Source organism: Streptomyces sp. NPDC006997 (genome assembly GCF_040635175.1).
GTDB lineage: Bacteria > Actinomycetota > Actinomycetes > Streptomycetales > Streptomycetaceae > Streptomyces.
In genome coordinates, this window is sequence record NZ_JBEYHH010000006.1 from 184,768 (window position 1) to 207,761 (window position 22,994).

The following is a 22,994-nucleotide window of genomic DNA, read 5'->3' on the forward strand; positions in this document are numbered from 1 at the left end:
CCCGCGGGCCCTACTTCAGCGCCACGAAGTCCCCGGCCGACGCGGCGCGCGCGGTCGTCGTCGTGCCGGGGAAGTACCAGCGCCAGGTGCCCGCCGAGGAGACGGTCACCTTGGTGCGCAGCAGGCCCGACCCGTCGGTCGTCACGGTCTTGACCGTGCGGTAGTCGGAGGCGCCGCTGGGCCGGTGCTGGAGCAGCACCGAGCCGCCGAAGCCGTAGTACCTCAGGCTCTCCCAGCTGGCCCGGGACAGCTTGCCGACGACGGTGAGCGTGCCGCCCTTGGCGGCCGGCTCGGGTCCGGCGTTGATCGTGATCGCAGAGGCCCGCTTGACCTTGAACAGGGCGATTCGGTCGTGGATCCAGTAGTCACCGTCGTTCGCCTTGACGGTGGCGGCGGCCTGCCAGGTCCCGGCGATCTTGTTGGAGTTGATGTCGTCGCTGTTCGGTATCCACGCCGGGTCGACCTTCATCGTCCCCGTGCACACGGAGGTGGTGGAGGTCTTCTTCACACAGGTGGTGCCGGTCCAGTCGAAGAAGCCGTAGCCGTTGGACGCGTTGAAGGCGCTGAGGCGGGAGACGCCCTTGGCCCCCGAGTCGTCCTTGATGGTCATGGCGATCGGGAACGTCACCACCGCCTTGGTCCCGACCTTGACGTTCTTGCCGCCGTTGACGACCGTGCCGGTGACCCGGACGTCCCCCACCCCTTCGGCGTGGGCGCCCGTGGCCGTCAGCAGGACGAGCGCGGTGGCCCCGCCCGCCGTGGCCCAGGCCGTGCGCCGCGCGGAGCGCGTGGTGTGTCTCATGTTCCTCCCCTGGTGTCCGGGAGAGGTTACCCACACGCTCCGGTGGCGTCGGAGGGAGGTCGTTCAACGAGGCAGGGGCCGCAGCAGCAGCCGGTGCGGGCGCAGGGTGATGCCGACGCGGGTGGTGTCGTCGGAACCGGGGACCTGCTCCAGGCGGAAGGCGGTGGCCACCGCGGCGGTGATCAGCGTCAGCTGGGCCATGGAGAAGTGGTCGCTGGGGCACTTGCGGTTGCCGACGCTGAAGGGGCTCATGGCGTACTTGGGTACGTCCTTGACGCGTTCCGGAAGCCAGCGGTCGGGGTCGAACTCCAGGTGGTTGGCGTATGAACGCGCATCGCGCTGGATCGCGTACGGACTGTAGACGAGGTCGGCTCCGGCCGGAATGCGATAGCCACCGAGTTCGGTGTCGGCGACCGCCCGCCGGGTCAGAATCCAGACGGCGGGACGCAGCCGCATCGCCTCCGTGACGACATTGTTGGTATAGCCGAGCTGGCGGACGTCGTCGAATGCCACGGGGCGGCCACCCGTCACGGATTCCACCTCGTCCCGGACCTTGTCGGCGTGTTCCGGGTGTTCCGCGAGAACCTGGAGCAGCCACATGATCGTGGAAGCCACGGTTTCGCTTCCCGGGGTGAGTATCGCCACGACCTGGTCGTGGATCTCCTGCTCCCCGATGGGCTCGCCATTCTCGTCCCGCGCCGCGAGCAAAGCCGTCAGCAAATCGTCCGGCCTTTGTGCGGAGGCGCGGCGCTCGGCCACGATCTCGTCGACGAGGAGATGCAAATCGGCCAACGCGCGGTTGAATTCGCGGTTGGCGGGGAGCGGCAGCCGGTACAGCGGCCCGAGCGGTACGACCATCCGCCGGTACATGCCCCGGAAGACGGTGGCGAGCGCGACGCACAGCCGCTCCGCCCGCTCGTCCATGAACCGGCCGCGCAGCAGGCAGCGGGCCGCGATGCGCACGGCGATCCGGAACGACTCCGACGTGCAGTCGACGGTCCCGCCGGTCCGCCACCGCTCGACGAGGGCGTGCGCCTCCTCCTCCATGACCGGCCCGTAGGCGGGGATGGCGTCCAGCCGGAACGCGGGCTGGACGGTGCGCCGCTGGCGCCGGTGCCGTGGGCCGTTGGCGGTGGCGACGCCCTCCTTGCCGAGCAGGCCCTCCAGGGACTCCCACAGCGGCCCGTCGATCTCGTAGTCGGGGTCGAGTGCCAGCGCGCCGGTGAGCGCGGGGGTGGTGACGGCGTACACCGTCTTGGGGCCGAGCCGCAGCCGGACCACGTCGCCGTGGTCGCGCAGCCGGGCCATGAAGGCCAGCGGGTCGCGGATCAGCCGCCAGCCGTGGCCGAGGAGCGGCAGTCCGCCGCCCGCGAGGGGTGGTTCACGCAGTTCCCGGGCCGGAGTGGGGGTGTCCGCCCCGGGGCGCACTGACTCGACGGTCATTTCTCACCTGCCGCTTCGTTGTTGACGTACGGGGGTGTGGACCGGTCGTCCCAGCTGTCGACCATGTAGCGGCCGGACTCGTGGTGGAACCAGTAGACGGAACTGAACCAGTTCCGCATGTTCGCGAGGCAGGACCGCACGGCAACGCTCAGTTCCTTTCCCTGCCGCGTGCCGTCGGCGAGGTCGTCGGCGAAGCGTACGGCGTCCTTCTCGGCGATCAGGAATTCCGTTATGCAATTCTCGACCCGTCTCCGCACCTCGGTGATTGCCTCTTCCAGGCTCAGCCCTTCATGGGTGATGAGACTGATTCCCAGATTGTGCACCTCGTCGCCCGCGATCTCCTTGGGCAGCGAACAGAGGTCGTTGTACCAGGCGGCGAATTCCTGACTGAGCAGTGCCGCCCGCCGGAATGCCGGATGTCCGCGCACCCAATCCGGGAGTTCACATCCCGCGCTGGGCTCCAGCAGGTCGGTCCAGATCCGGTGGGCGAAGGTGAGCCGACGGAGCGCCAGATACTCCTCGACCGTGGGGACGGTTCCCTCGGTGCGGTTCCGGAATTCCCGGTCGTACGCCTCTATCACCGCGTGGAAATGCCGCGCGAACCGTGCGTTCCAGGTCCGCGGCAGGAACGAGTAAAGACGCAGCACGCTGTCCGCGAACCCCGCGACCAAGGGGTCCTCGTGGCACTGGTGGTGCTGGGGGGAGTCGAGCGCCGTGTGCAGCAGCTCCTTCAGGCGCCGCCATGCTGCCGGACGGCGGTGGACGATGTCACGGTCGTGCCGGTCGTCCCAGACGAAGAACCACGCGCTGTAGTCCGCTATCGCCTGCATGACCTTGTCGGGGGCGCCGATGTAGTACCCCGCCATGAGATCGGTGTAGCACAGTCCATCGGCATATTCCGCCACCTTGTCCGCGGGCATGAGTCGCTTTTCCAGCAACCATGCGCGGGTTGTCTCCTGAAGCCGGGGCCAATACGGGTGCAGTTGCCGTGGAAAGGCCGCCTCGATCACCGGCAGAGAGAGCGACGGTGGGACCGCGACCGCTGTTGCGGTCGATGTGGTGCTGGGTGGGAAAGCGTGCAAGACGAGCCCCTTTCAGCCGCCGATGACGCACGCCCCTGCCGCTGTGCCGGGCGTGCGCCGTTGCGTATCCCGCGCCCCTATTCAGCACCACAACTGACCGGTCTGGGAATGGATTTGCTCCATTCACTACCCCAACATGCCGAGAATCTCCCCCCGTGTGACTGGTTATGGATCACCGGACCGGCCATGGCGATCGGCCGTGCGGCGGACACCCGAACGGCGCCCGGCGGGGGCTCACCCCGGCCGGACGCCGTCGGTCGTGCGGTGTCCCGTCGTCAGTCGTTCGCGACCACGGGGTAGCGCGGCTCGTTCTCCGCCATCTGCCGCAGCGCGTCCTTGCGTTCCCGCTTGGAGAGGCGGTCGATGTAGAGGTAGCCGTACAGGTGGTCCGTCTCGTGCTGGAGGCAGCGGGCGAAGTAGCCGGTGCCGCGCACCCGGACCGGGTGGCCCTTCTCGTCCTGCCCGGTGACCTCGGCGTAGTCGGGGCGGGCCAGCGAGGCGTACGCGGTCGGCACCGACAGGCACCCCTCGTTGCTGTCGTCCAGGCGGCGCTGGTCGGCGGGGAGTTCGACCAGCCTGGGGTTGCAGACCACGCCGACGTGCCGGACACCGGCGTCGTCCTGGCAGTCGTAGACGAAGACCTTCAGGTCGACGCCGATCTGGTTGGCGGCGAGGCCCACGCCCTCGGCGGTGCGCTGGCTGGCGAACATGTCCGCGACCAGCTGGTCCAGCTCCGCGCCGAACTCGGTGACGTCCTGGCACTCCTTGTGGAGCACCGGGTTCCCGACCACCGTGATGGGCCGCGAGGTACCTCGCGCACGCCAGGCGGTCTCGCGCTCCTCGCACTCCTCGGTGTCGATGACGAACCCGTCGTCGTCCACGGGGAGCACGCCCGCGTGCTGCTGATCGGTGTCCTGCTGGGCCATGACGGACGTATGCCTTCCTACACAAAACCAAGAACAAGGGGGTGTGACGCTGGTCCAGGGTACGGGGACCGCTCAGCAGACCTCTTCCAGATCCCGCCAGTCCCGGGTGTCCGGACTGTCCGCGACCCAGCCGTCCAGCAGGCCGCGCACCAGGGAGGCCGGGGCCGCGAGACCGCACTCCCGCTCCGGCACCCAGAGCTGCCCGTCCGTGCGGTGGCCCAGCGGCCCGGGGTGTCCCGGCTCGCTGTGGTCGTGCGGGTCGAGGTGCTCACCGTCGCCCTCGTCGGCGGGCATCCGCGACTCCGAGCACATCCGGCACAGCAGCCGCACCGACGACGACCAGTCCTCGGCGGCGAACCCGGCGTCCGCGGCGAGCTGCTCCAGCGCGTCCCGGTCGGCCTCGGTCTCCGCCTCCAGGAGCACCACCCAGGTCGGCACCGGCGACGGCGCCCACAGCTCGATCTCGTCGAACACGGGATAGCTGTGCCCGGCGGCGGTGGTCCGCTCGCCGTGCGGCACCCCGTCGTGCAGGACGACCTCGCCCCAGCGCCGCCCCGACGACGGCAGCGGGATCGACAGCACCTCGACCCGGGCCGGGTCGAGCCGCCGGCCCCACACCACCTCGGCCTCCCCCTCGGGCGACAGCCGTACGGCCGCGCTGCCGAGGTCCATGCCGACGGGCTCACCGGAGACGGCGGCACCGCCGGGCACGTCCAGGCCGTAGGCCTGCCAGGCGCGGCGGGCCAGCGGCCAGTCCTGCAGGGCGGTGGCGGCGATGCCGACGTTCCACCAGTCGGGGGCGCCGGTCTCCCGGTCGAGCAGGGCCACCGCGCGCAGTCCGGCGGCCCGCGCCTGCTCCCAGTCGTGCCGGAACTTGTGCAGCAGCGCCAGGTTGAACCAGGACTCCGACAGCCAGGGCTCCAGATCGGCGGCCCGTGTCAGCAGCGCGCCCGCGTCCTCGTACCGGCCGTCGCCGATCAGGGTGAACGCGCGGTCGGTGGCCTGCCGCCAGGAGGCGGAGGGCCGGTGCCGTCCCTTGCCGAAGATCCTCACGATTCCCGCCTGCCAGTTCCGTTCAGTGGGCTGGCTGTGCCTTTCGCGCCCCCGTACACCTTCTCCTGGGCATCAAACCACGTGCGACTGGAGAGGCGCCCATTACCCATGGGTTACCCAGCCTCGCACGGGGTCAGACTCCCGGCCCAGCGCGCGGGCCAGTGACTCCACCACTTCCGGAGCGTAGTCACCCCCGGCGCCCAGGCGCAGCTCCTCCAGTGCCGTCGGGGCCCCACCGGGACCGGCTTCCCTCACCCGCTCCTCGTAGGCGTTCACGGCCCGCACGATCCGGGCGGCGAGCGGCTGCTCCGCGCACGGGTCGGCCTGCCGCTCCACGACCACCGCGACGGCCGGGTCCACCCCGGTCTGCCGTACGACGGCCCCGCCGAGCAGCGCGATCCGCCGCTGTTCGGCGGCCGGGAGCCGGGCGGTGGCCCCGGCCGGGACCGGGTCCACGAGGCTGAGCTGTCCGATGTCGTGCATCAGGGCGGCGTGCTCCAGCACGGCCAGCTCCGGCGCCTTCAGCCCCAGCTCCCGCCCCACGGCGCGGCTGAGCGCCGCCACCCGCCGCGCGTGCCCGGCCGGGGTGTACCCGGCGACCTCGGTGGCGCGGGCGAGGGAGGCGATGGTCTGCCGGTAGGTGGTCCGCACGGCCGCGTACCGCCGGAACGCGAGCTGGACGAGGGACAGCGGCACACAGAACACCGGCAGCGCCCAGAGGCCCACCACGGCGACCGCCGGCGCCACCACCGCGCCCGTGGCGCACACCGCGGAGCCGATGCCGAGCAGCCCGCGCAGCTCGTCCCGGAGCAGCGGGCCGAAGGGCCAGCCGGTGCGGGAGCGGGCCGTCGCGGCGGCGAGCACGGCGTCGCACAGCGCGGTGAGCGCCAGCAGGGCGAGCAGCAGCGGTGCGTAGGCCGGGCCGATCCACGCGTCGAACACGCCCCGGTTGTAGAGCGGCTGGAAGCAGACGGCGGCGAAGCCGACGGTGAGCACCCGGCGTGCCAGGTGGTCCGCCGTGCCGCGCTCTCCGCGCGCGAGGTGCGGTACGGCGCCGACCAGCGAGGCGGCCACCACCACGGCGACGACCTGTGCGACACCGTGCCGGGTCGGCTCCCCCGCCGCCTCCCCGAGCAGCGCGTACGCCAGCGCCCCCGCGGCCCCCAGCGGTGCCGCCTCCCGTGGCGGGACCCCGGTCCACCGGGTCACCTCCCCGACCGTGACGAACGCCCCGAACGCGAGCGCCACGCCCCGGTCCGCGAGCCCGTGCCAGAAGGTGAGACCGACCGCGACGCCGCCGAGGACGACGGCACAGACGTGGATGACCCGGTGGGCGCTCACGGGCCCCTCCGCAGGGAACGGGGGCCGCGGTCACCGACCGCCGGAACCGCCGTGGCCCGCGGCGCGGGCAGGGCGCCCCCCGCCTCGTCCGCCGTCACCGTCGGCCCCCACCCCCACCGCCGTACCACCCGCACCAGCGCCCCCACCATCCGCGGGTCGAACTGCGCGCCCGCGCACCGCTCCAGCTCCCGGAGCGCCACGGGCACCGGCCGGGCCCGCCGGTAGGCGCGGGTCGACGTCATCGCGTCGAAGGCGTCCGCGACGGCGACCACGCGGGCGGACTCGGGGATCTGGGCGCCGACCAGCCCGTAGGGGTACCCGCTGCCGTCCAGTCGCTCGTGGTGGTGCAGGACCGCCGCCCTGGCCTCGCCGAGGAAGGCGATGCCGCGCACCACCTCGTGCCCGTACTCGGGGTGCAGCTCGATCACCCGGCGTTCCTCGGGCGTCAGCGGCCCGTCCTTGCGCAGCAGCCGGGTGGGCACGCCCAGCTTGCCGACGTCGTGCAGGATCCCGGCGAAGCGGAGCGTCTCCACGCGGTCGTCGGCCATGCCCAGCTCCCGGGCGATCATCATGGACGCCTGGCCGACCCGCTCGCTGTGCCCGCGCGTGTACCCGTCCTTGATGTCGACGGCCCGCACCAGCGCCCGGATGGTCGCCCGGTGCGCGGCCCGCTCCCGGTGGTACTGGGCGAACACCCACCAGGACACCCACATCGGCAGCAGCACAAGCAGCGCGGCGGCGGACCCGTAGGGACTGCGCCACAGTACGGCCATCATCAGCCCGGCGAGCCCGTGCACGGCGACCGCCGCCAGCGAGCGCCCGAACAGCCCCCGCCAGGCGCGGCGCGCCGGCACCCGTTCGGCGAGCACGAGGACGCCCCCGTCGAGCGCGGTGAGCACCAGGCAGAAGACCAGCACCGCCGCCCCCGCGGGCAGCAGCGCGTAGGGGAAGTGGGGCGCCACGACCGCGTCCCGGCCGCCGAGCGCCCAGTGCGTGCGGGCGGCGGCCCACACGGCGAGCGCGAGCTGTGCGGCCCGCCAGACCCGCCGCAGCCCGGCGGGCCGCTGTCCGACGTACGACAGCAGCGCCCCCGGTACCGCCACGAGCGCGGCGGCGGGCGGGGGCAGCAGGAACGCTCCGGCGAGCAGGACGGGGTAGCAGGTCCCGGCGACACCGCGCCGGGTGAGCAGCTCGCCGCCCGCGTACAGCACCGCGAGCAGGCCGACGGCCCACCAGGGCGTGTGCAGGGCGGTGAGCGGGCGCAGACAGAACAGGGCGCCGAGGGCGACACAGGCGACGTACACGCGTGCCCGCCCCGGTACCGCCTCCATGACGCAGCGCCCCTTCCCCACCGCCCGGCCGTCGGTTCAGGCTCGGAGCCTAGGTGGGGGCGGGGGGAGTCCGGGACGGGTTGCGTCCCGGATTAGCACCTTCGGGTGATAGGGCAGGTGGTCAGGATTCCTGCGCGGCGGCCGGACCCGCGGCCACGTCGTGGTCGGGGACGGCCTGTCCGGAGCGGATCACGTCGATGCGCTGCATGACCTTGGCGCGCAGGTCGGTGGGCACGTCGTCGTGGCCGCAGCACCGCTTGACCAGCTTCTTCACCGCCTGTTCGAGACCGTACTTCTCAAGACAGGGCGAGCACTCCCTGAAGTGCTGCTTGAACTTGGCGCGATCGACGTCCGGCATCTCACTGTCGAGGAACTCGTACAGATGGTCGAGGACCTCACCGCAGTCCGTCTCGTGCGGCTCTCCGCAGCTCATGAGCCCGAGCCTTTCGCTTCGTTCGACTCTCCCGCGCCGGCCGGGACCAGACCCCGCTCGCGGGCGTAGTCCTCCAACATGCCGCGCAGTTGGCGACGGCCCCGGTGCAGCCGGGACATCACCGTACCGATGGGTGTCCCCATGATGTCCGCGATCTCCTTGTACGCAAAGCCCTCTACGTCGGCGAGATAGACGGCGATGCGGAACTCCTCGGGGATCGCCTGCAACGCCTCCTTCACGTCCGAGTCGGGCAGGTGGTCGAGCGCCTGCGACTCCGCGGAGCGCAGACCGGTCGACATGTGCGACTCGGCGCGGGCGAGCTGCCAGTCCTCGATCTCCTCGGCCGCGCTGCGCTGCGGTTCACGCTGCTTCTTGCGGTACGAGTTGATGAACGTGTTGGTGAGGATCCGGTACAGCCACGCCTTGAGGTTGGTGCCCTCGCGGAACTGGTGGAAGGACGCGTACGCCTTGGCGTACGTCTCCTGCACCAGGTCCTCGGCGTCGGCCGGGTTGCGCGTCATGCGCAGCGCGGCCGAGTACATCTGGTCGAGGAATTCGAGCGCGTCCCGCTCGAAGCGCGCGCTGCGCTCCGCGGTCGACTCCGCGCCCGTACCGCCCAGGCCCTCGGGCTGCTCCGCCTGGCCGTTGTCGGTCCCTGCGTCGGTACCGGGAACCGGACCCACCTCCTCCAGTGTCCGCGCGGGACCGAGATCGGTCCCACCAGAATCGGAGGATAGACGACGATCCGGTCCATCCGCCGCCTGAATAGGGGTGGCCGTCGCCACGTGCAGCACTGTCCAGTCCAGTTCAGTGCGGCTGCTGCGGCTCGAATCAGACGCTGCCTGGCGCAGCCCGTCCACGGGATGGTGGGAGGCGGGTGGGCAGATGGTCGAACCCATGCGGCGGTCATCCTCTCCTACGAACTTCGTCTGACCGCCATAACAGGGACCGGGCCTTTCGCATTCCCGGGCCCTACCCGAGCCTCCGGGTCCAGCCGAGCACCGCGTCGGTGATGATCCGCACCGCCTCCTCCTGCCCGACCTCCGCGCGCTTCGGCACGGCGAACCCGTGGTCGCCGTACGGCACCTCGACGAGTTCGTGGTCGCCCTCGGGGAACTCCCCCGGCCGCCCGAAGGGGTCGTTGCCGCCCTGGACGACGAGGGTGGGGACCCGGGTGCCGAGCAGTTCGGCGGCGCGGGACTTCTCCGGCCGGCCCGGCGGGTGCAACGGGAAGCCGAGCGCGAGGACGGCGTGCGCGCCCAGCTCGGCGGCGGTGCGGCAGGCGACCCGGGCGCCCGCGCTGCGTCCGCCGGAGACCACGGGCAGGCCCGGCGCGGCGACCGCGGGCCAGATCCCGCGCCAGCCGGTGTCGAGGGTCTTCGGCGCGGGCGCGACCTTCTTCCCGGCGACCCGCCAGGGCTGCTCCACCAGCGCCACGCTCACCCCGTGCTCCGGCAGCACGGCCGCGAGGGCCCGGAGGTCGCGGGCCTCGATGCCGCCGCCCGCGCCGTGGCTCACCGCGAGGACGAGCCGGGCGTCGTCCGCCGGGTGCCAGGTGACGCGGGCGTCCCCGGCCTCGGTGTGGATGGTCTCCGTACCGCTGGTCCGGGTCCTGGGCGTCTCGCTCGTCACGCTAGAAGAGTGTGCCCTCTTCCGGCCCCGACAGCTCCTTCAGCAGCTCCGGCCCGTTGTTGCGGACGTTGCTGACGGCGGTGGAGACCGGGTAGGCGCGCATCAGTCCGGCGGGCGGTGGGGCGAGCAGCTCCCGCAGGTCGTCGGGGTCGGTCCGGACCGGGTCCAGCCAGGCGTCCCAGCGGTCCGGGGTGAGCATCAGCGGCATCCGGGGGTGGATCTCGGCGAGGGCGTGCGGCCCGTCGGCGGGCGCCACGGCGAGCGGGGTGGTCTCCGCCTCGGTGGTGATCACCGAGCAGGTCGCCCACCACGCCCGCGGGTGGTCGTCGGGGAGCGTCCGGTCCCGCCAGAACTCGTACAGCCCGGCCATCGCGAACACCGACCCGTCCGCGGGGAGCACGAAGTACGGCTGCTTGCGGGGCCGCTTCTTCTTCCCCTCGACCTCCAGGTCCCGCTCCTGCTTGCCGGTGACCCACTCGTAGTAGCCGTCGGCGGGGATGATGCAGCGCCGGGTGGTGAAGGCGCGGCGGTACGACGGCTTCTCGTGCACCGTCTCGGCGCGCGCGTTGATCATCCGCGCGGCGCCCTCGGGCGTCTTGGACCAGGAGGGCACCAGCCCCCACTTCAGCCTGCGCAGCTGCCGAACCGGCCGCGGGTCGTCCGCGTCCTTCACGGGACGGTCGAGAACGGCGTAGACGTCCTTGGTCGGGGCCACGTTGTAGTCGGGCGCGAGGGTCTCCTCCGGCTCCCTCTTCTCGATCTCGAAGATTCCCGCGAGATCCTCGGGCCCACGACTCGATGCATACCGTCCACACATACGTGCCACACTGCCAGACTCCGTACGACCAGAGGGAGCGCTCCGGACACATGGACAGCACGACAGCCACCTCACTCTGGGACGAACTGACCGGCACGCAGCCGGAGCCCGACCTGTGGGTGGTGATCGCCACGCTGGTCGCGGCGCTCGCGGTGATCGTGCCGCACGCGGTCTGGCGCGTCTCGCGCAACGCCGTCACCATCGCCCACGAGGGCGGCCACGGCCTGGTCGCCCTGCTCACCGGCCGCACCCTGACCGGCATACGGCTGCACTCCGACACCAGCGGCCTGACCGTCAGCCGGGGCAAGCCGTACGGCCTCGGCATGATCCTGACGGCCGCCTCCGGGTACACGGCGCCCCCGCTGCTCGGCCTCGGCGGTGCCGCGCTGCTCGGCGCCGGGAAGATCACACTGCTGCTGTGGCTGGCCACGGCGCTGCTGCTGGCGATGCTGGTGATGATCCGCAACGCCTACGGGGCGCTCACCGTCGTCCTCACCGGCGGCACGTTCCTGCTGGTCTCCTGGCTGACCGGGCCGCAGGTGCAGGCGGCGTTCGCGTACGCGGTGGTGTGGTTCCTGCTGCTCGGCGGGGTGCGCCCGGCCTTCGAACTCCAGGGCAAGCGGCGGCGCGGCGGCGCGGGCGACTCGGACGCGGACCAGTTGTCCCGGCTCACCCACACACCCGCCGGGCTGTGGCTGTTCCTGTTCCACGCGGTGTCCCTGTGCTCGCTGATGGGCGGGGGACGGTGGCTGCTGGGGGTCTGAGCGCCACCGGGCGCCAGGCCGCGCCCGACGGCGCTCGGCGCGCGGGCCCGACCAGCCACAACGCGCCCGCCACCGGTCCACAACCGCGTTCCCCGACCGAACCCCGGAGGGCGAACCCCCACTAAAGTGGGGCGCATGACCGTTCACCCCGCCCACACCGCCCTCTGGCCCGCCCCGCACGCGAGCGGAGCCGTCAACGCGACGGTCCACGTGCCCGGGTCCAAGTCGGTCACCAACCGGGCCCTGGTGCTGGCCGCGCTGGCCTCCGAGCCCGGCTGGCTGCGCCGCCCGCTGCGTTCGCGCGACACCCTGCTGATGGCGGGCGCCCTGCGCGCCCTGGGCGTCGGCATCGAGGAGACGGTGTCCTCCGCCTCCTCCGTCTCGGGTGAGCGCGTCACCGGTGAGGCATGGCGGGTCCTCCCCACCGATCTGCACGGCCCCGCCACGGTCGACGTCGGCAACGCGGGCACCGTGATGCGCTTCCTGCCCCCGGTCGCCGCCCTCGCCGACGGCCCCATCCGCTTCGACGGCGACCCGAGGTCGTACGAGCGTCCCCTGAACGGCGTCATCGACGCGCTGCGCGTGCTCGGCGCCCGGATCGACGACGACGGCCGGGGCACGCTGCCGATGACGGTGTACGGCGGCGGCGCCCTGGACGGCGGCCCGGTGGAGATCGACGCCTCGTCGTCGTCGCAGTTCGTGTCGGCGCTGCTGCTGTCCGGCCCACGCTTCAACCAGGGCGTGGAGGTCCGCCACATCGGCGCGACGCTCCCCTCGCTCCCCCACATCCGGATGACGGTCGACATGCTGCGTTCGGTCGGCGCGCAGGTGGACACCCCGGAGTCGGGCGGCGAGCCGAACGTCTGGCGGGTCACCCCGGGCGCGCTGCTCGGCCGGGACCTGACCATCGAGCCGGACCTGTCCAACGCCCAGCCGTTCCTCGCGGCGGCCCTGGTGACCGGCGGCAAGGTCCTCATCCCCGACTGGCCCGCGCGCACCACCCAGCCCGGGGACCGGCTCCGCGAGATCTTCACCGAAATGGGCGGTTCCTGTGAACTGACGGACTACGGTCTGGAGTTCACCGGTTCGGGTGCCGTTCACGGTATCGACGTGGACCTCGGTGACGTGGGCGAGCTGACCCCCGGCATCGCGGCCGTCGCCGCCCTCGCCGACTCCCCGTCCACGCTGCGCGGCGTCGCGCACCTCCGCCTCCACGAGACGGACCGGCTGGCGGCCCTCACCAAGGAGATCAACGAACTCGGCGGCGACGTCACCGAGACCGCCGACGGTCTGCACATCCGCCCGCGCCCGCTGCACGGCGGCGTCTTCCACACCTACGAGGACCACCGCATGGCGACGGCCGGCGCCATCATCGGCCTGGCGGTCGACGGCGTACGGATCGAGAACGTGGCGACCACCGCCAAGACACTGCCCGACTTCCCCGACCTGTGGACCGGGATGCTCGGGGCGGCGTAGGACGCGGGGACCAGTCATGCGCCGCTACGGCAAGCACACCGACGAGGACGACATCCGCAGCCGCCCCGGCCGCCGGAACACCCGCCCCCGGACGAACATCCGCCCGAAGCACGAGGACGCCGCCGAGGGCATGGTCCTCACCGTCGACCGGGGGCGGCTGACCTGCCTCGTCGAGGACCGGGTCGTCCTCGCCATGAAGGCCCGCGAACTGGGCCGCAAGGCCGCGGTGGTGGGCGACCGGGTCGCCCTGGTCGGTGACCTCTCGGGCAGGAAGGACACCCTGGCCCGCATCGTCCGCATCGCCGAGCGCACCTCGGTACTGCGCCGCACCGCGGACGACGACGACCCCTACGAGCGGGTGGTCGTCGCCAACGCCGACCAGCTCGCCATCGTCACCGCCCTCGCGGACCCCGAGCCGCGCCCGCGGCTGATCGACCGCTGCCTGGTCGCGGCGTTCGACGGCGGCCTGACCCCGCTGCTGGTCCTCACCAAGTCCGACCTCGCCCCACCCGACAAGCTCCTGGAGCTGTACGGCGACCTGGACATCCCCTACGTCGTCACCAGCCGCGAGGAGCTGGACGACGGCGGCGCGGCCGACCGGGTGCGCGCCGAACTGGACGGCAAGATCACGGCGTTCGTCGGCCACTCCGGCGTCGGCAAGACGACGCTGGTCAACGCGCTGGTGCCGGAGGAACGCCGCCGTACGACGGGCCTGGTGAACGCGGTCACGGGCCGCGGTCGGCACACCACCACCTCCGCCCTCGCCCTCCCCCTCGCCGACGCGACGGGCTGGGTCGTCGACACCCCGGGCGTACGGTCCTTCGGCCTGGCCCACATCGACCCGTCCCGGGTGATCCACGCGTTCCCCGACCTGGAGCCGGGCACGGAGGGCTGCCCCCGCGCGTGCAGTCACGACGAGCCGGACTGCGCCCTGGACGACTGGGTGGCGGGGGGCCACGCCGACCCGGCCCGGCTGTACTCCCTGCGTCGGCTGCTGTCGACGCGGGAGGCGAAGGAAGATGACTGACCTTCACGGGGTGGGCGTCGCGGGGTTTGTCGTCGGGCGGTCCCGGTAAGGGCATAATCGCAAAGCTGGAACCAAGCCCGAGCAAAAGCTGACATGCAGTCACCGAGGGTGCGCACGTACGGGGAGGACAGCCATGGCGTGGCTGCTGGTCGTTGTTGCCGGGTTGCTCGAAACCGGCTTCGCCGTCTGTCTGAAACTGTCCCACGGCTTCACCCGGCTCTGGCCGACGATCGCGTTCGCCGCCTTCGCGCTGGGCAGCTTCGGTCTCCTCACCCTCTCCCTGCGCAAGCTCGACGTGGGCCCGGCGTACGCGGTGTGGACCGGCATCGGCGCGGCGGGCACGGCGATCTACGGCATGGTCTTCCTCGGTGACCTGGTCTCCACGCTGAAGATCGTGTCGATCAGCCTGGTCATCATCGGCGTCATCGGCCTGCAGCTGTCGGGCTCGGCGCACTGAGCGCGCTGCGCACCAACTCACCGACCCCGCACGCGTCGGGCGGCGCGGCGACGCAGGACAGCGCGAGCCGGACGGCGAGTTCGCAGGACCGGGCCAGCTCACGGCTGCCCGTCCCGGGCCCCGGCGCCGAGATCACCGCGACGGCACGGTCACGCACCATCGAGACCAGGTCCCCGGGCGAGGGCAACGGCCCGTCGGCCCGCCGCTGCGCGGGCACGGACGAGGAGGACGGCACCGACGACAGCGTCGGCGCGGGCAGCCGCTCGCCCCAGCAGCCGGTGAGCATCGCCCGCACCAGGGCGTTGTCGCGGGCGACGGCGGTGGTCCACTCCGCGGTCGCGGTCAGCCGCTCACGGGCGTCGCCGTGCGCGCCGAGCGCCCGGTCGACCCCGGCGAGGTAGCCGTCCGCCTCACGGCGCACGAGTGCCCGGGCGAGGCCCTCCTTGCTGCCGAACTCGTTGTACAGCGTCTGCCGGGACACCCCGGCGGCGGCGGCCACGTCCACCATGCGCACCGCGGACCACGGCCGCCGAAGCAACGCCGTATAGGCGGCATCCAGCAGAGACTCCCGCGCAGCAGGCATCATCGCCTCCTTCAGGGGCCCACCCCTCCGCCCAGGTTTGACGCCCTCCATGACACTGTCAAGGGGCCTTGCGGGGGCGACATGGCAGCGGGCAGCGCCCTGCCGCAGCCGGCGCGGCTGCGGGCAGTCGTAGCGCCGGGGCGGAGCCCACCCGGCAGCGGCGTGACACGGGCGCCGCCATCCGCCATGACCGCGGGCACCCGTACCGTCGGGGCGGAGCCCACCCGGCAGCGGCGTGGCGGTGAGGCCGCCATCCGCCGTAGCTGCGGGCAGTCATGCCGCTGGGGCGGCACGGGTGGGCGCGGCGGCACCCAGCGAGCACTGGCTTCCCACCCCCGTACCCCCACCGCCCCCCATGGCCCCACCCCACCCCCGCCAGATACCGTTCCGACATGCCCGACTACCGCGATGACCTCCGCCTCGCCCACGTCCTCGCAGACGCCGCCGACGCCGCGACGACCGCCCGCTTCAAGGCCCTCGACCTCAAGGTGGAGACCAAGCCGGACATGACCCCGGTCAGTGAGGCGGACAGGGCCGCCGAGGAGCTCATCCGCGGACAGCTCCACCGCGCCCGCCCCCGCGACGCGATCCTCGGCGAGGAGTACGGAGTGGAGGGCACCGGCCCCCGCCGCTGGGTCATCGACCCCATCGACGGCACCAAGAACTACGTACGCGGCGTCCCCGTCTGGGCCACCCTCATCTCCCTGATGGAGGCGGGAGAGGGCGGCTACCAGCCCGTCGTCGGCGTCGTCTCCGCCCCCGCCCTCGGCCGCCGCTGGTGGGCCGCGAAGGGCCACGGCGCGTACACCGGCCGCAGCCTCTCCTCCGCCACCCGCCTGCACGTCTCCGCCGTGTCCAAGCTCTCCGACGCCTCCTTCGCCTACTCCTCCCTCTCCGGCTGGGAGGAACGCGGCCAGCTGAACGGCTTCCTGAACCTCACCCGAGAGGTCTGGCGCACGCGCGCGTACGGCGACTTCTGGCCGTACATGCTGGTCGCCGAGGGCGCGGTCGACCTGTGCGCCGAACCGGAGCTGTCCCTCTGGGACATGGCGGCCAACGCGATCATCGTCACCGAGGCGGGCGGCGCCTTCACCGGCCTCGACGGACGCCCGGGCCCGCACAGCGGCAACGCGGCGGCCTCGAACGGCCTCCTGCACGACCCGCTCCTGGACCACCTCAACGAGCGCTACTAACGCCTTCGCGCCCCCTTGTTGACCCCTTCTTTGCCTGCCACTCTGAGAACCCCCCACTTGTGAATTTGTGAATCCAGGAACAAGGGGCGGGACACTCTCCAGGAGGTGGCTCCAACCCATGCTTGTCCGCGACGCCATGAGCACAGTGGTCCTCACCATCGGCCCGACCCACACCCTCCGCCAGGCCGCCGAACTCATGTCCGCCCGCAGCGTCGGCGCGGCCGTGGTCCACGACCCCGACGCCGACGGCATCGGCATCCTCACCGAGCGGGACATCCTCAACTCCCTCGGCCGCGGCCAGAACCCCGACACCGAACCCGCCCACGCCCACACCACCACGGACGTCGTCTTCGCCGCCCCGGCCTGGACCCTGGAGGAGGCGGCCAGCGCGATGACCCACGGCGGCTTCCGCCACCTGATCGTCCTGGACGCCAGCGAGCCCGTCGGCGTCGTCTCGGTCCGCGACATCATCCGCTGCTGGGTCCCGGCCCGGCAGCACGCGCCCGCCTGACCGCACCGGACACACCAGGAGGCCGGGCCCCGAAGGGTCCGGCCTCCGCCGTACCGCTTCTCCCCCTTGGCTGAAGCCAGCCCCGATCCCATAATAGATAGTGTCTAAGTCGAGTAGGCATCCAAAGTCACACCCATTCGGGACCTGGTCCCCCTACTGTTAGGCTGGACTCCATGAGTGACCTTCTGGAACGGCTGCGCGGACGCGGATGGCGCATGACCGCACAGCGGCGTGTCGTCGCCGAGGTCCTCGACGGCGAACACGTCCACCTGACGGCCGACGAGGTGCATACGCGGGCCGTCGCCAAGCTGCCCGAGATCTCCCGGGCGACCGTCTACAACACCCTCGGGGAACTGGTCTCCCTGGGCGAGGTGCTCGAAGTCGCCACGGACAAGCGCGCCAAGCGCTACGACCCGAACGCGCACCGGCCGCACCACCACCTGGTCTGCGCCCAGTGCGGCGCCATCCGCGACGTCCACCCCATCGGCAACCCCCTGGCCGACCTCCCGGCCTCGGAGCGCTTCGGCTTCACGGTGTCGGACGTCGAGGTCACCTACCGGGGCGTCTGCCCGAACTGCGCGGCGGCCTGACCCCACCCCACAGCGACACGAACGGCCCCGGCCGCCCTGAGAGCGTCGGGGCCGTTCTCGTACACAAGAACCGAGGGCCGGGATCCTGAGCTGAACTCAGGATCCCGGCCCTCGGGCCTTCAGTAGCGGGGACAGGATTTGAACCTGCGACCTCTGGGTTATGAGCCCAGCGAGCTACCGAGCTGCTCCACCCCGCGTCGGTAAACGCAACACTACGTCACCCCCGCCCCGATAAGCAAACGCCCCCGACTACCCCCGGTAGCTACGGGCAGCCGCGCCCCTGCGGCGGCACGAGTGGGCGCGGCGTCACGCCGACAGCTCCTCCCCCAGCGCGTCCCGCAACCGAGCCGCCCGCTCAGCCACCTCCCCCGGCCCCAACGCGACCGCCCGGTCGGCCCACCGCTGCCCCTCCGCCAGCTCCCCCCGCCGCGCGTACACCAGCGCCAGCCGCAGCGCCGCCCGCCCGTGCCCCGCGTCAGCGGCCCGCGTCCACCACACCGCCGCCTCCGGCTCGCTGCCCTCCCGGGCCAGCAGCAGCCCCAGGTTGAACGCCCCGTTCCGCGAGCCGGCCTCCGCCGCCGAGCGGTACCACCGCGCCGCCTCCACCAGGTCGCCCCGCGCCGCGGCGAGCATCCCCACCCGCACCTGCGCGCGCCGGTGCCCCTGGGAGGCCGCCCGCTCGTACCACTCCTCGCACTCGGTCTTCTGGTGCACGGACTCCCCCAGCTCGTGCCCCGACGTCCGCGGTCGCCGCGCGTCGAGCACCGTCGCCAGCCGGTACGCCGCCTCCGCGCTGCCGCCCCCCGCCGCGCACCGGAGGTGCCGCTCGGCGGCCCGCTCGTCACCCTCCCGCAGCCGGGCGATCCCGACCTGCAACGCCGCCTCGGTGTGCCCGGCCGCCGCGGCGCGCTCGTACCACCGCAGCGCGTCCCGCTCCGCGCCGCGCCCGGCGTACAGGATGCCCAGGTTGAACGCCGCGTCCACGCTCCCGGCCTCGGCCGCCTTGGAGAACCACGGCTCGGCGCCCGTCGCGTCCCCGCCCTGGAGCAGCAGGATGGCCAGCGCGTTCGCGGCCTCCCGGTGACCGGCGTACGCCGCGCGCCGGTACCACTGCTCGGCCTGCGGGGTACGCCCCTGCTCGGCGCAGAGCAGCCCGAGGTTGTACGCGCCGTTGACGTCCCCGGCGTCCATCGCGGCCCGGTACCACCGCTCGGCGGTCTGGGTCTCCCCGCGCTCGGCGTGCAGCGCGCCGAGCGCGTTGGCCGCGTTGCCGTCGCCCTCCTGCGCGGCCCGCAGCCACCACACGGCGGCGTTCTCGGTGTCCCCGGCGTCCCGCAACAGGAACCCCAGCGCGCAGGCCGCGCGCGGCTCCCCGTCCTTCGCTGACGTCAGGTACCAGCGCCCCGCCTCCTTCAGCTCCCCGCGCTTCTCCAGGATCGCCCCGAGGTGCAGCGCGGCCCGGCGGTGCCCGCGTGCGGCGGCCTGCCGGTACCACTGCTCGGCCTCCGCCAGCGGACCGTCGGCGGCGCCCCCGCGCTCGCCGTCGCCAGCGCGCCGTCTGACGCCGCCCGCTCCCCCGGTCTCGCCCCCGCGGGGCGCTCTCCGGTCCAGCACGCGCGCCAGCCGGTACGCCGCCTCCCGGTGCCCCCGTTCGGCGGCGGCCCGCATCCACCGCTCGGCCGCGGCGTCCGCTCGGTGGTCGAGCAGGTCGGCGAGCGCGTAGGCGCCCAGGACGTGTCCCTGTTCGGCGGACTGCCGCAGCCAGTACTCGGCGGCGGGCTCGTCCCCGCGTTCACGGTGGTGGCGCCCCAGCGCGTGCGCCGCCGCGGCGGATCCGGCGACGGCGGCGATGCGCCACCATCCGGCGGCCTCGTCGGCGTAGCCGCGCTGGTGCAGCAGGACCCCGAGGTTGTTGGCGGCGGCGCGGTCACCCGCGGCGGTGGCGGCACGGAGATGGGCCTCGGCCCCGTCGAGATCCCCCCGGCGCAGCAGCATGGCGCCGAGGACGCTCATCGCCTCGACGTCACCGGCCTCGGCCGCGAGCCGCTGGCGCAGTTCCTCGGCCGCCAGCTCGGCGGTGTCCGTCGTCTCGTCCGGCGTCTCCGAGGTCAGCGGAGTCTCCGGGGTGCCCGGGATCTCGGCGCGGGGTGCGTCGAGCACCTCGTACCGCCCCGAAGCGTGCTCAAACCGCCCTGTCTCGTACAGAGTTGCCTTGTCCCCCATAACGTCCATCGTCGCACCACCTGCAACCTGGGTACACCTGGTATACCGCAGCCATTGAGGTCACTTCAGCGTTTTGTCGACATGCCCACAGAGAGACAAGTCAAACACAGATCCCCCAACTCCCCACGGCGGCACGGCGATCCCCCACCCCGGCACATGCGTTCGCACATCACGAAGGCCCGGATCCTGATCAGGATCCGGGCCTTCGTTTCAAGTAGCGGGGACAGGATTTGAACCTGCGACCTCTGGGTTATGAGCCCAGCGAGCTACCGAGCTGCTCCACCCCGCGCCGTTGTTCTGCAACCGTATCACGGCGCGGGGTGGACCCTTCACTCAGCTCTCGGAGCCGCCGGCCCCCTCACCGCCCCCGGTGCTGTCCGGCTGCGACTGGGCCTTCTCGGCCCGCTCCAACGCGTCCTGGAGATCCTCCTGCGCCCGGCCGTACGCCTCCCAGTCACCCTTCTTCAGGGCTTCCTGACCGGCCTCGAAGGCCTTCTGGGCGTCGTCGAGGGCGTCCTGGACGGTCGGGTTCTCGGCCGTCGGCGGTGGCGTGGTCCCGCCGCCGTCGTCCTCGCCCGTGCCCGTGTCCTGGTCCGGCGGCGTCTCGGTCGCGCCGTCCGCGCCGAAGACCTTGTTGAGGGCCTCATCAAGGGTGTCCTCGAAGGCGGTGGCGCCGCCGTAGGAGACCAGCACCTTGCGCAGCAGCGGGTACTTGAGGTCGCCACCGCGGACGTAGACCGGCTCCACGTACAGCAGTCCGCCGTCGAGTGGTACGGCCAGCAGGTTGCCGTACTCCACTTCCGAGTCGCCGCCTCTCAGCAGCCGGATCGTCTCGGCGATGTCCTGCTCGGAGTTGAGCTGGGACTGGATCTGCTTGGGTCCCGAAACGGTCGTACTCGTGGGCAGCTTGAGGAGTCTGATCTGGCCGTACCCCTCGGTGCCCGCCTCGGCGTCGACCGCCATGAACGCGCTGAGGTTGTCACGCCCGTTGGGTGTGAACGTCGTCGTCAGCGAGAACGCCTGTTCCTTCTGGTCCGGCATCCTCATGCTGAGGTAGTACGGCGGCACCGACTCGCCCGCCTTGTTGGTCGGGTCGTCCGGGACCTGCCACACCTCACTGCCGCTGAGGAACGTGTCGGCGTCCTTCACGTGGTAGCGGGTGAGCAGCTCGCGCTGCACCTTGAACAGGTCCTGCGGGTAGCGCAGATGTGCCATCAGCTCGTCGCTGATCTCGCTCTTGGGCTCGACCGTGCCGGGGAACGCCTTCTTCCACGTCTTCAGGACCGGGTCCTGGGTGTCCCACTCGTAGAGCTTGACCTCGCCGGTGTACGCGTCGACGGTCGCCTTCACCGAGTTGCGGATGTAGTTGACCTGGTTCTGCTGGGCCACCACCGCGCGCTGGTTGTTGGTGGCGGTCAGCGAGTCGGCCGTCGTGTCACCGAGGGTCGTCCGCGAGGAGTACGGGTAGCCGTTCGTCGTCGTGTAGGCGTCGACGATCCACTGGATACGGCCGTCCACGACCGCCGGATAGGCGTCGCCGTCGATGGTCAGCCACGGGGCGACGGACTCGACGCGGTCCTTCGGGGTGCGGTTGTAGAGGATCCGCGAACCCTCGCCGATGGCGCCGGAGTACAGGATCTGCGGCTCGCTGAACGCCACCGCGTACGCGGCCCGGTTGACCGGGTTCGACAGGTTGACGCCGCTGTCGCCCTTGTAGCTGTAGGTCTTCTCACCGCTGTCGTCGGAGTAGTCGACCTCCTTCTGGGGGCCGCCGACGATCGAGTACATGTTGGTCTTCTCGCCGTAGTAGACCCGCTGCTCGTACGTGCCCAGGTCGCCCTTGGACGGCAGGTCGGACTCGGTGAACTCCGGGCGTCCCTCGGAGTCGGCGCTGGTGCCCTCGGCCGCTACGACGCCGTAGCCGTGGGTGTACCGGAAGTGGTCGTTGATCCAGTTGTTCTTCGGGATGCCGCTGAGGTTGATCTCACGCAGACCGATGACCGTGTCCTGGTCCTTGCCGTCCTTGGTGTACCGGTCGACGTCCAGGTTGGTCGGGAACGCGTAGTAGTTCCTGATCTGCTGGAGCTGCTGGAAGGTCGGCGAGACGATGTTCGGGTCCAGGATGCGGATGCTCGCCGTGGCGTCGACGTCGTCCCGCAGCTGGGTCTTGTCGTCGGTGTTGCTCTTGCCCGGGTAGTCGTCGACCTTGGCGCCGTCGATGCCGTACGCCTGCCGCGTCGCCGCGAGGTTCTTCTCGACGTACGGCGCTTCCTTGGCCTGCTCGTTCGGCTGGACCTGGAACTTCTGCACGATCGCCGGGTACAGCCCGCCGATCAGGATCGCCGACAGCACCATCAGGCCGAAGCCGATGACGGGCAGCTGCCAGGTGCGCCGCCAGATGGTGGCGAAGAACAGCAGCGCGCAGATGACGGCGATGCAGAACAGGATCGTCTTGGCCGGGAGGTAGGCGTTGGCGTCGACGTACCGCAGACCGGTCCAGTTGTCCGTCGCCTTGAAGTCACTGGACTTCACCGCGAGGCCGTAGCGGTCGAGCCAGTAGGCGACCGCCTTCAGCGCGACGAAGATGCCGATGAGGACCGACAGGTGGCCGGTCGCGGCGGCCGTCGCGCGCGCGCCGGGGCTGGTGACGCGCAGCCCGCCGTACAGGTAGTGGGTCAGCGCGGCGGCGATCACGGAGAGGATCGCGGCGGCGAACCCGAAGCCGAGCAGGAACCGGTACCAGGGCAGGTCGAAGGCGTAGAAGGAGACGTCCAGGTGGAACTGGGGGTCCTTCTGGTTGAAGGAGACGCCGTTGACCCACATCAGCCACGTCCGCCACTGACCGGAGGCGGAGGCGCCCGCGATCAGTCCGACCAGGGCGGTGATGCCGAACAGCAGCCACTTCTTGTAGGGCGCGATGCCCATGCGGTACCGGTCGAGGTTCTGCTGCTCCATCGACATGGCGCTCAGCGGCGGGCGCAGCCGGTGCGCCAGCCAGATGTTGAAGCCCACCGCGAGGGCCATCAGCAGGCCGAAGACGAAGAACAGCCCGATCTTGGTCCACAGGGTGGTGGTGAAGACGGACGAGTAGTGCACCGACCGGTACCAGAGCCAGTCCGTCCAGAAGCCCGCGAACATGGTGAACGCCATGCCGAGAACGGCCAGCACGCCCAGTGTCATGAGCAGGGTCCGGACACGCCGGGACGGGCGGCCCACTCTGATCCGTGGCCCCGTCGGGCCTCCGCCGCGGTCCGGCATCTGGAAAGCCAAGGTGGCACCTCGAAGTTCGCTGTTGGTCTGTCAGGCCCCC

The 22,994-nt window shown here is 71.8% G+C and carries 21 protein-coding genes and 2 tRNA genes; 7 read left to right on the plus strand and 16 right to left on the minus strand.

Annotated elements, in window-relative coordinates; translation table 11 throughout:
• Nucleotides 1-10: 10 nt before the first annotated feature.
• From ABZ659_RS08325 to ABZ659_RS08375, 11 genes are all read right to left on the minus strand, one after another.
• Nucleotides 11-802 (minus strand): hypothetical protein, encoded by a 792-nt coding sequence (locus ABZ659_RS08325; protein WP_360214839.1) that lies wholly within the window; start codon nucleotides 800-802, stop codon nucleotides 11-13.
• 63 nt (nucleotides 803-865) lie between these two features.
• Nucleotides 866-2,245: a cytochrome P450 gene (locus ABZ659_RS08330; RefSeq protein ID WP_360214842.1), complete on the minus strand. Its 1,380-nt coding sequence runs from the start codon at nucleotides 2,243-2,245 to the stop codon at nucleotides 866-868.
• The gene (gene cyc1, locus ABZ659_RS08335) at nucleotides 2,242-3,327 is read right to left on the minus strand and encodes an epi-isozizaene synthase (RefSeq protein ID WP_360214845.1); all 1,086 of its coding nucleotides are present in this window, start codon (nucleotides 3,325-3,327) and stop codon (nucleotides 2,242-2,244) included. The genes ABZ659_RS08330 and cyc1 overlap by 4 nt, the downstream gene beginning before the upstream one ends.
• A gap of 275 nt (nucleotides 3,328-3,602) precedes the next feature.
• On the minus strand, nucleotides 3,603-4,253 hold the full coding sequence (gene def, locus ABZ659_RS08340) for a peptide deformylase (RefSeq protein ID WP_360214848.1): 651 nt from the start codon (nucleotides 4,251-4,253) through the stop codon (nucleotides 3,603-3,605).
• 72 nt (nucleotides 4,254-4,325) lie between these two features.
• Nucleotides 4,326-5,306: a hypothetical protein gene (locus ABZ659_RS08345; protein ID WP_360214851.1), complete on the minus strand. Its 981-nt coding sequence runs from the start codon at nucleotides 5,304-5,306 to the stop codon at nucleotides 4,326-4,328.
• Between the two features lie 102 nt (nucleotides 5,307-5,408).
• Complete coding sequence (locus tag ABZ659_RS08350; protein ID WP_360214854.1) at nucleotides 5,409-6,647, minus strand: HDOD domain-containing protein; 1,239 nt, start codon at nucleotides 6,645-6,647, stop codon at nucleotides 5,409-5,411.
• Nucleotides 6,644-7,978: an HD-GYP domain-containing protein gene (locus ABZ659_RS08355; RefSeq protein ID WP_360214857.1), complete on the minus strand. Its 1,335-nt coding sequence runs from the start codon at nucleotides 7,976-7,978 to the stop codon at nucleotides 6,644-6,646. Before ABZ659_RS08355 ends, ABZ659_RS08350 begins: the two co-directional genes overlap by 4 nt.
• Nucleotides 7,979-8,099: 121 nt before the next feature.
• Nucleotides 8,100-8,411 carry a mycothiol system anti-sigma-R factor gene (rsrA, locus tag ABZ659_RS08360; protein WP_360214860.1) on the minus strand — a complete coding sequence of 104 codons (312 nt, stop codon included), beginning with the start codon at nucleotides 8,409-8,411 and terminating at the stop codon, nucleotides 8,100-8,102.
• On the minus strand, nucleotides 8,408-9,094 hold the full coding sequence (sigR, locus tag ABZ659_RS08365) for an RNA polymerase sigma factor SigR (RefSeq protein WP_210926231.1): 687 nt from the start codon (nucleotides 9,092-9,094) through the stop codon (nucleotides 8,408-8,410). Before sigR ends, rsrA begins: the two co-directional genes overlap by 4 nt.
• 289 nt (nucleotides 9,095-9,383) lie before the next feature.
• The gene (locus ABZ659_RS08370; RefSeq protein ID WP_360214863.1) at nucleotides 9,384-10,043 is read right to left on the minus strand and encodes an alpha/beta family hydrolase; all 660 of its coding nucleotides are present in this window, start codon (nucleotides 10,041-10,043) and stop codon (nucleotides 9,384-9,386) included.
• 1 nt (nucleotide 10,044) lies between these two features.
• Nucleotides 10,045-10,860, minus strand: a complete 816-nt coding sequence (locus tag ABZ659_RS08375) for an SOS response-associated peptidase (RefSeq protein WP_360215090.1) — start codon at nucleotides 10,858-10,860, stop codon at nucleotides 10,045-10,047.
• A 50-nt stretch (nucleotides 10,861-10,910) separates the two neighbouring features.
• Here ABZ659_RS08375 and ABZ659_RS08380 point away from each other — a divergent pair, with 50 nt between their 5' ends.
• From ABZ659_RS08380 to ABZ659_RS08395, 4 genes are all read left to right on the plus strand, one after another.
• Nucleotides 10,911-11,624, plus strand: a complete 714-nt coding sequence (locus tag ABZ659_RS08380) for a M50 family metallopeptidase (protein WP_360214866.1) — start codon at nucleotides 10,911-10,913, stop codon at nucleotides 11,622-11,624.
• Between the two features lie 135 nt (nucleotides 11,625-11,759).
• The gene (gene aroA, locus ABZ659_RS08385; RefSeq protein WP_360214869.1) at nucleotides 11,760-13,100 is read left to right on the plus strand and encodes a 3-phosphoshikimate 1-carboxyvinyltransferase; all 1,341 of its coding nucleotides are present in this window, start codon (nucleotides 11,760-11,762) and stop codon (nucleotides 13,098-13,100) included.
• Between the two features lie 16 nt (nucleotides 13,101-13,116).
• A complete protein-coding gene (gene rsgA, locus ABZ659_RS08390) occupies nucleotides 13,117-14,127 on the plus strand; it encodes a ribosome small subunit-dependent GTPase A (protein WP_360214872.1) in 1,011 nt (336 codons plus the stop codon).
• Nucleotides 14,128-14,260: 133 nt separating this feature from the next.
• Entirely contained in the window at nucleotides 14,261-14,584 is a 324-nt protein-coding gene (locus tag ABZ659_RS08395; protein WP_360214875.1) for a multidrug efflux SMR transporter, read from the plus strand.
• On the opposite strand, the gene ABZ659_RS08400 is transcribed toward ABZ659_RS08395, so the two are convergent.
• On the minus strand, nucleotides 14,550-15,170 hold the full coding sequence (locus tag ABZ659_RS08400) for a TetR/AcrR family transcriptional regulator (protein WP_360214878.1): 621 nt from the start codon (nucleotides 15,168-15,170) through the stop codon (nucleotides 14,550-14,552). The two genes, ABZ659_RS08395 and ABZ659_RS08400, sit on opposite strands and share 35 nt — an antisense overlap.
• Nucleotides 15,171-15,559: 389 nt before the next feature.
• Here ABZ659_RS08400 and hisN point away from each other — a divergent pair, with 389 nt between their 5' ends.
• The 3 genes from hisN to ABZ659_RS08415 all read left to right on the plus strand — a co-directional run bounded on the left by hisN (nucleotide 15,560) and on the right by ABZ659_RS08415 (nucleotide 17,461).
• Nucleotides 15,560-16,360 carry a histidinol-phosphatase gene (hisN, locus tag ABZ659_RS08405; protein ID WP_360214881.1) on the plus strand — a complete coding sequence of 267 codons (801 nt, stop codon included), beginning with the start codon at nucleotides 15,560-15,562 and terminating at the stop codon, nucleotides 16,358-16,360.
• Nucleotides 16,361-16,478: 118 nt separating this feature from the next.
• Nucleotides 16,479-16,871 carry a CBS domain-containing protein gene (locus tag ABZ659_RS08410; protein WP_360214884.1) on the plus strand — a complete coding sequence of 131 codons (393 nt, stop codon included), beginning with the start codon at nucleotides 16,479-16,481 and terminating at the stop codon, nucleotides 16,869-16,871.
• 173 nt (nucleotides 16,872-17,044) lie between these two features.
• On the plus strand, nucleotides 17,045-17,461 hold the full coding sequence (locus ABZ659_RS08415) for a Fur family transcriptional regulator (RefSeq protein WP_360214887.1): 417 nt from the start codon (nucleotides 17,045-17,047) through the stop codon (nucleotides 17,459-17,461).
• 123 nt (nucleotides 17,462-17,584) lie between these two features.
• Here ABZ659_RS08415 and ABZ659_RS08420 read toward each other — a convergent pair.
• The 4 genes from ABZ659_RS08420 to ABZ659_RS08435 form a co-directional block, all read right to left on the minus strand.
• Nucleotides 17,585-17,658: transfer RNA gene (locus ABZ659_RS08420), tRNA-Met, on the minus strand.
• A gap of 109 nt (nucleotides 17,659-17,767) precedes the next feature.
• Nucleotides 17,768-19,693, minus strand: coding sequence for a tetratricopeptide repeat protein (locus ABZ659_RS08425; protein WP_360214890.1), 1,926 nt, complete (start codon nucleotides 19,691-19,693; stop codon nucleotides 17,768-17,770).
• Between the two features lie 206 nt (nucleotides 19,694-19,899).
• Nucleotides 19,900-19,973: transfer RNA gene (locus tag ABZ659_RS08430), tRNA-Met, on the minus strand.
• A gap of 44 nt (nucleotides 19,974-20,017) precedes the next feature.
• Nucleotides 20,018-22,942 (minus strand): UPF0182 family protein, encoded by a 2,925-nt coding sequence (locus ABZ659_RS08435; protein WP_360215093.1) that lies wholly within the window; start codon nucleotides 22,940-22,942, stop codon nucleotides 20,018-20,020.
• Nucleotides 22,943-22,994: the final 52 nt, after the last annotated feature.

Bases quoted from the DNA above. Each gene is read 5' to 3' on its own strand.
- ABZ659_RS08415 (WP_360214887.1), top strand. From the start codon at position 17,045: ATGAGTGACCTTCTGGAACGGCTGCGCGGACGCGGATGGCGCATGACC.
- ABZ659_RS08330 (WP_360214842.1), bottom strand. From the start codon at position 2,245: ATGACCGTCGAGTCAGTGCGCCCCGGGGCGGACACCCCCACTCCGGCC.
- ABZ659_RS08325 (WP_360214839.1), bottom strand. From the start codon at position 802: ATGAGACACACCACGCGCTCCGCGCGGCGCACGGCCTGGGCCACGGCG.
- ABZ659_RS08400 (WP_360214878.1), bottom strand. From the start codon at position 15,170: ATGATGCCTGCTGCGCGGGAGTCTCTGCTGGATGCCGCCTATACGGCG.
- ABZ659_RS08380 (WP_360214866.1), top strand. From the start codon at position 10,911: ATGGACAGCACGACAGCCACCTCACTCTGGGACGAACTGACCGGCACG.
- ABZ659_RS08410 (WP_360214884.1), top strand. From the start codon at position 16,479: ATGCTTGTCCGCGACGCCATGAGCACAGTGGTCCTCACCATCGGCCCG.
- rsgA (WP_360214872.1), top strand. From the start codon at position 13,117: ATGCGCCGCTACGGCAAGCACACCGACGAGGACGACATCCGCAGCCGC.
- rsrA (WP_360214860.1), bottom strand. From the start codon at position 8,411: ATGAGCTGCGGAGAGCCGCACGAGACGGACTGCGGTGAGGTCCTCGAC.
- ABZ659_RS08435 (WP_360215093.1), bottom strand. From the start codon at position 22,942: ATGCCGGACCGCGGCGGAGGCCCGACGGGGCCACGGATCAGAGTGGGC.
- ABZ659_RS08395 (WP_360214875.1), top strand. From the start codon at position 14,261: ATGGCGTGGCTGCTGGTCGTTGTTGCCGGGTTGCTCGAAACCGGCTTC.
- ABZ659_RS08355 (WP_360214857.1), bottom strand. From the start codon at position 7,978: ATGGAGGCGGTACCGGGGCGGGCACGCGTGTACGTCGCCTGTGTCGCC.
- hisN (WP_360214881.1), top strand. From the start codon at position 15,560: ATGCCCGACTACCGCGATGACCTCCGCCTCGCCCACGTCCTCGCAGAC.
- ABZ659_RS08375 (WP_360215090.1), bottom strand. From the start codon at position 10,860: ATGTGTGGACGGTATGCATCGAGTCGTGGGCCCGAGGATCTCGCGGGA.
- def (WP_360214848.1), bottom strand. From the start codon at position 4,253: ATGGCCCAGCAGGACACCGATCAGCAGCACGCGGGCGTGCTCCCCGTG.
- ABZ659_RS08425 (WP_360214890.1), bottom strand. From the start codon at position 19,693: ATGGACGTTATGGGGGACAAGGCAACTCTGTACGAGACAGGGCGGTTT.
- aroA (WP_360214869.1), top strand. From the start codon at position 11,760: ATGACCGTTCACCCCGCCCACACCGCCCTCTGGCCCGCCCCGCACGCG.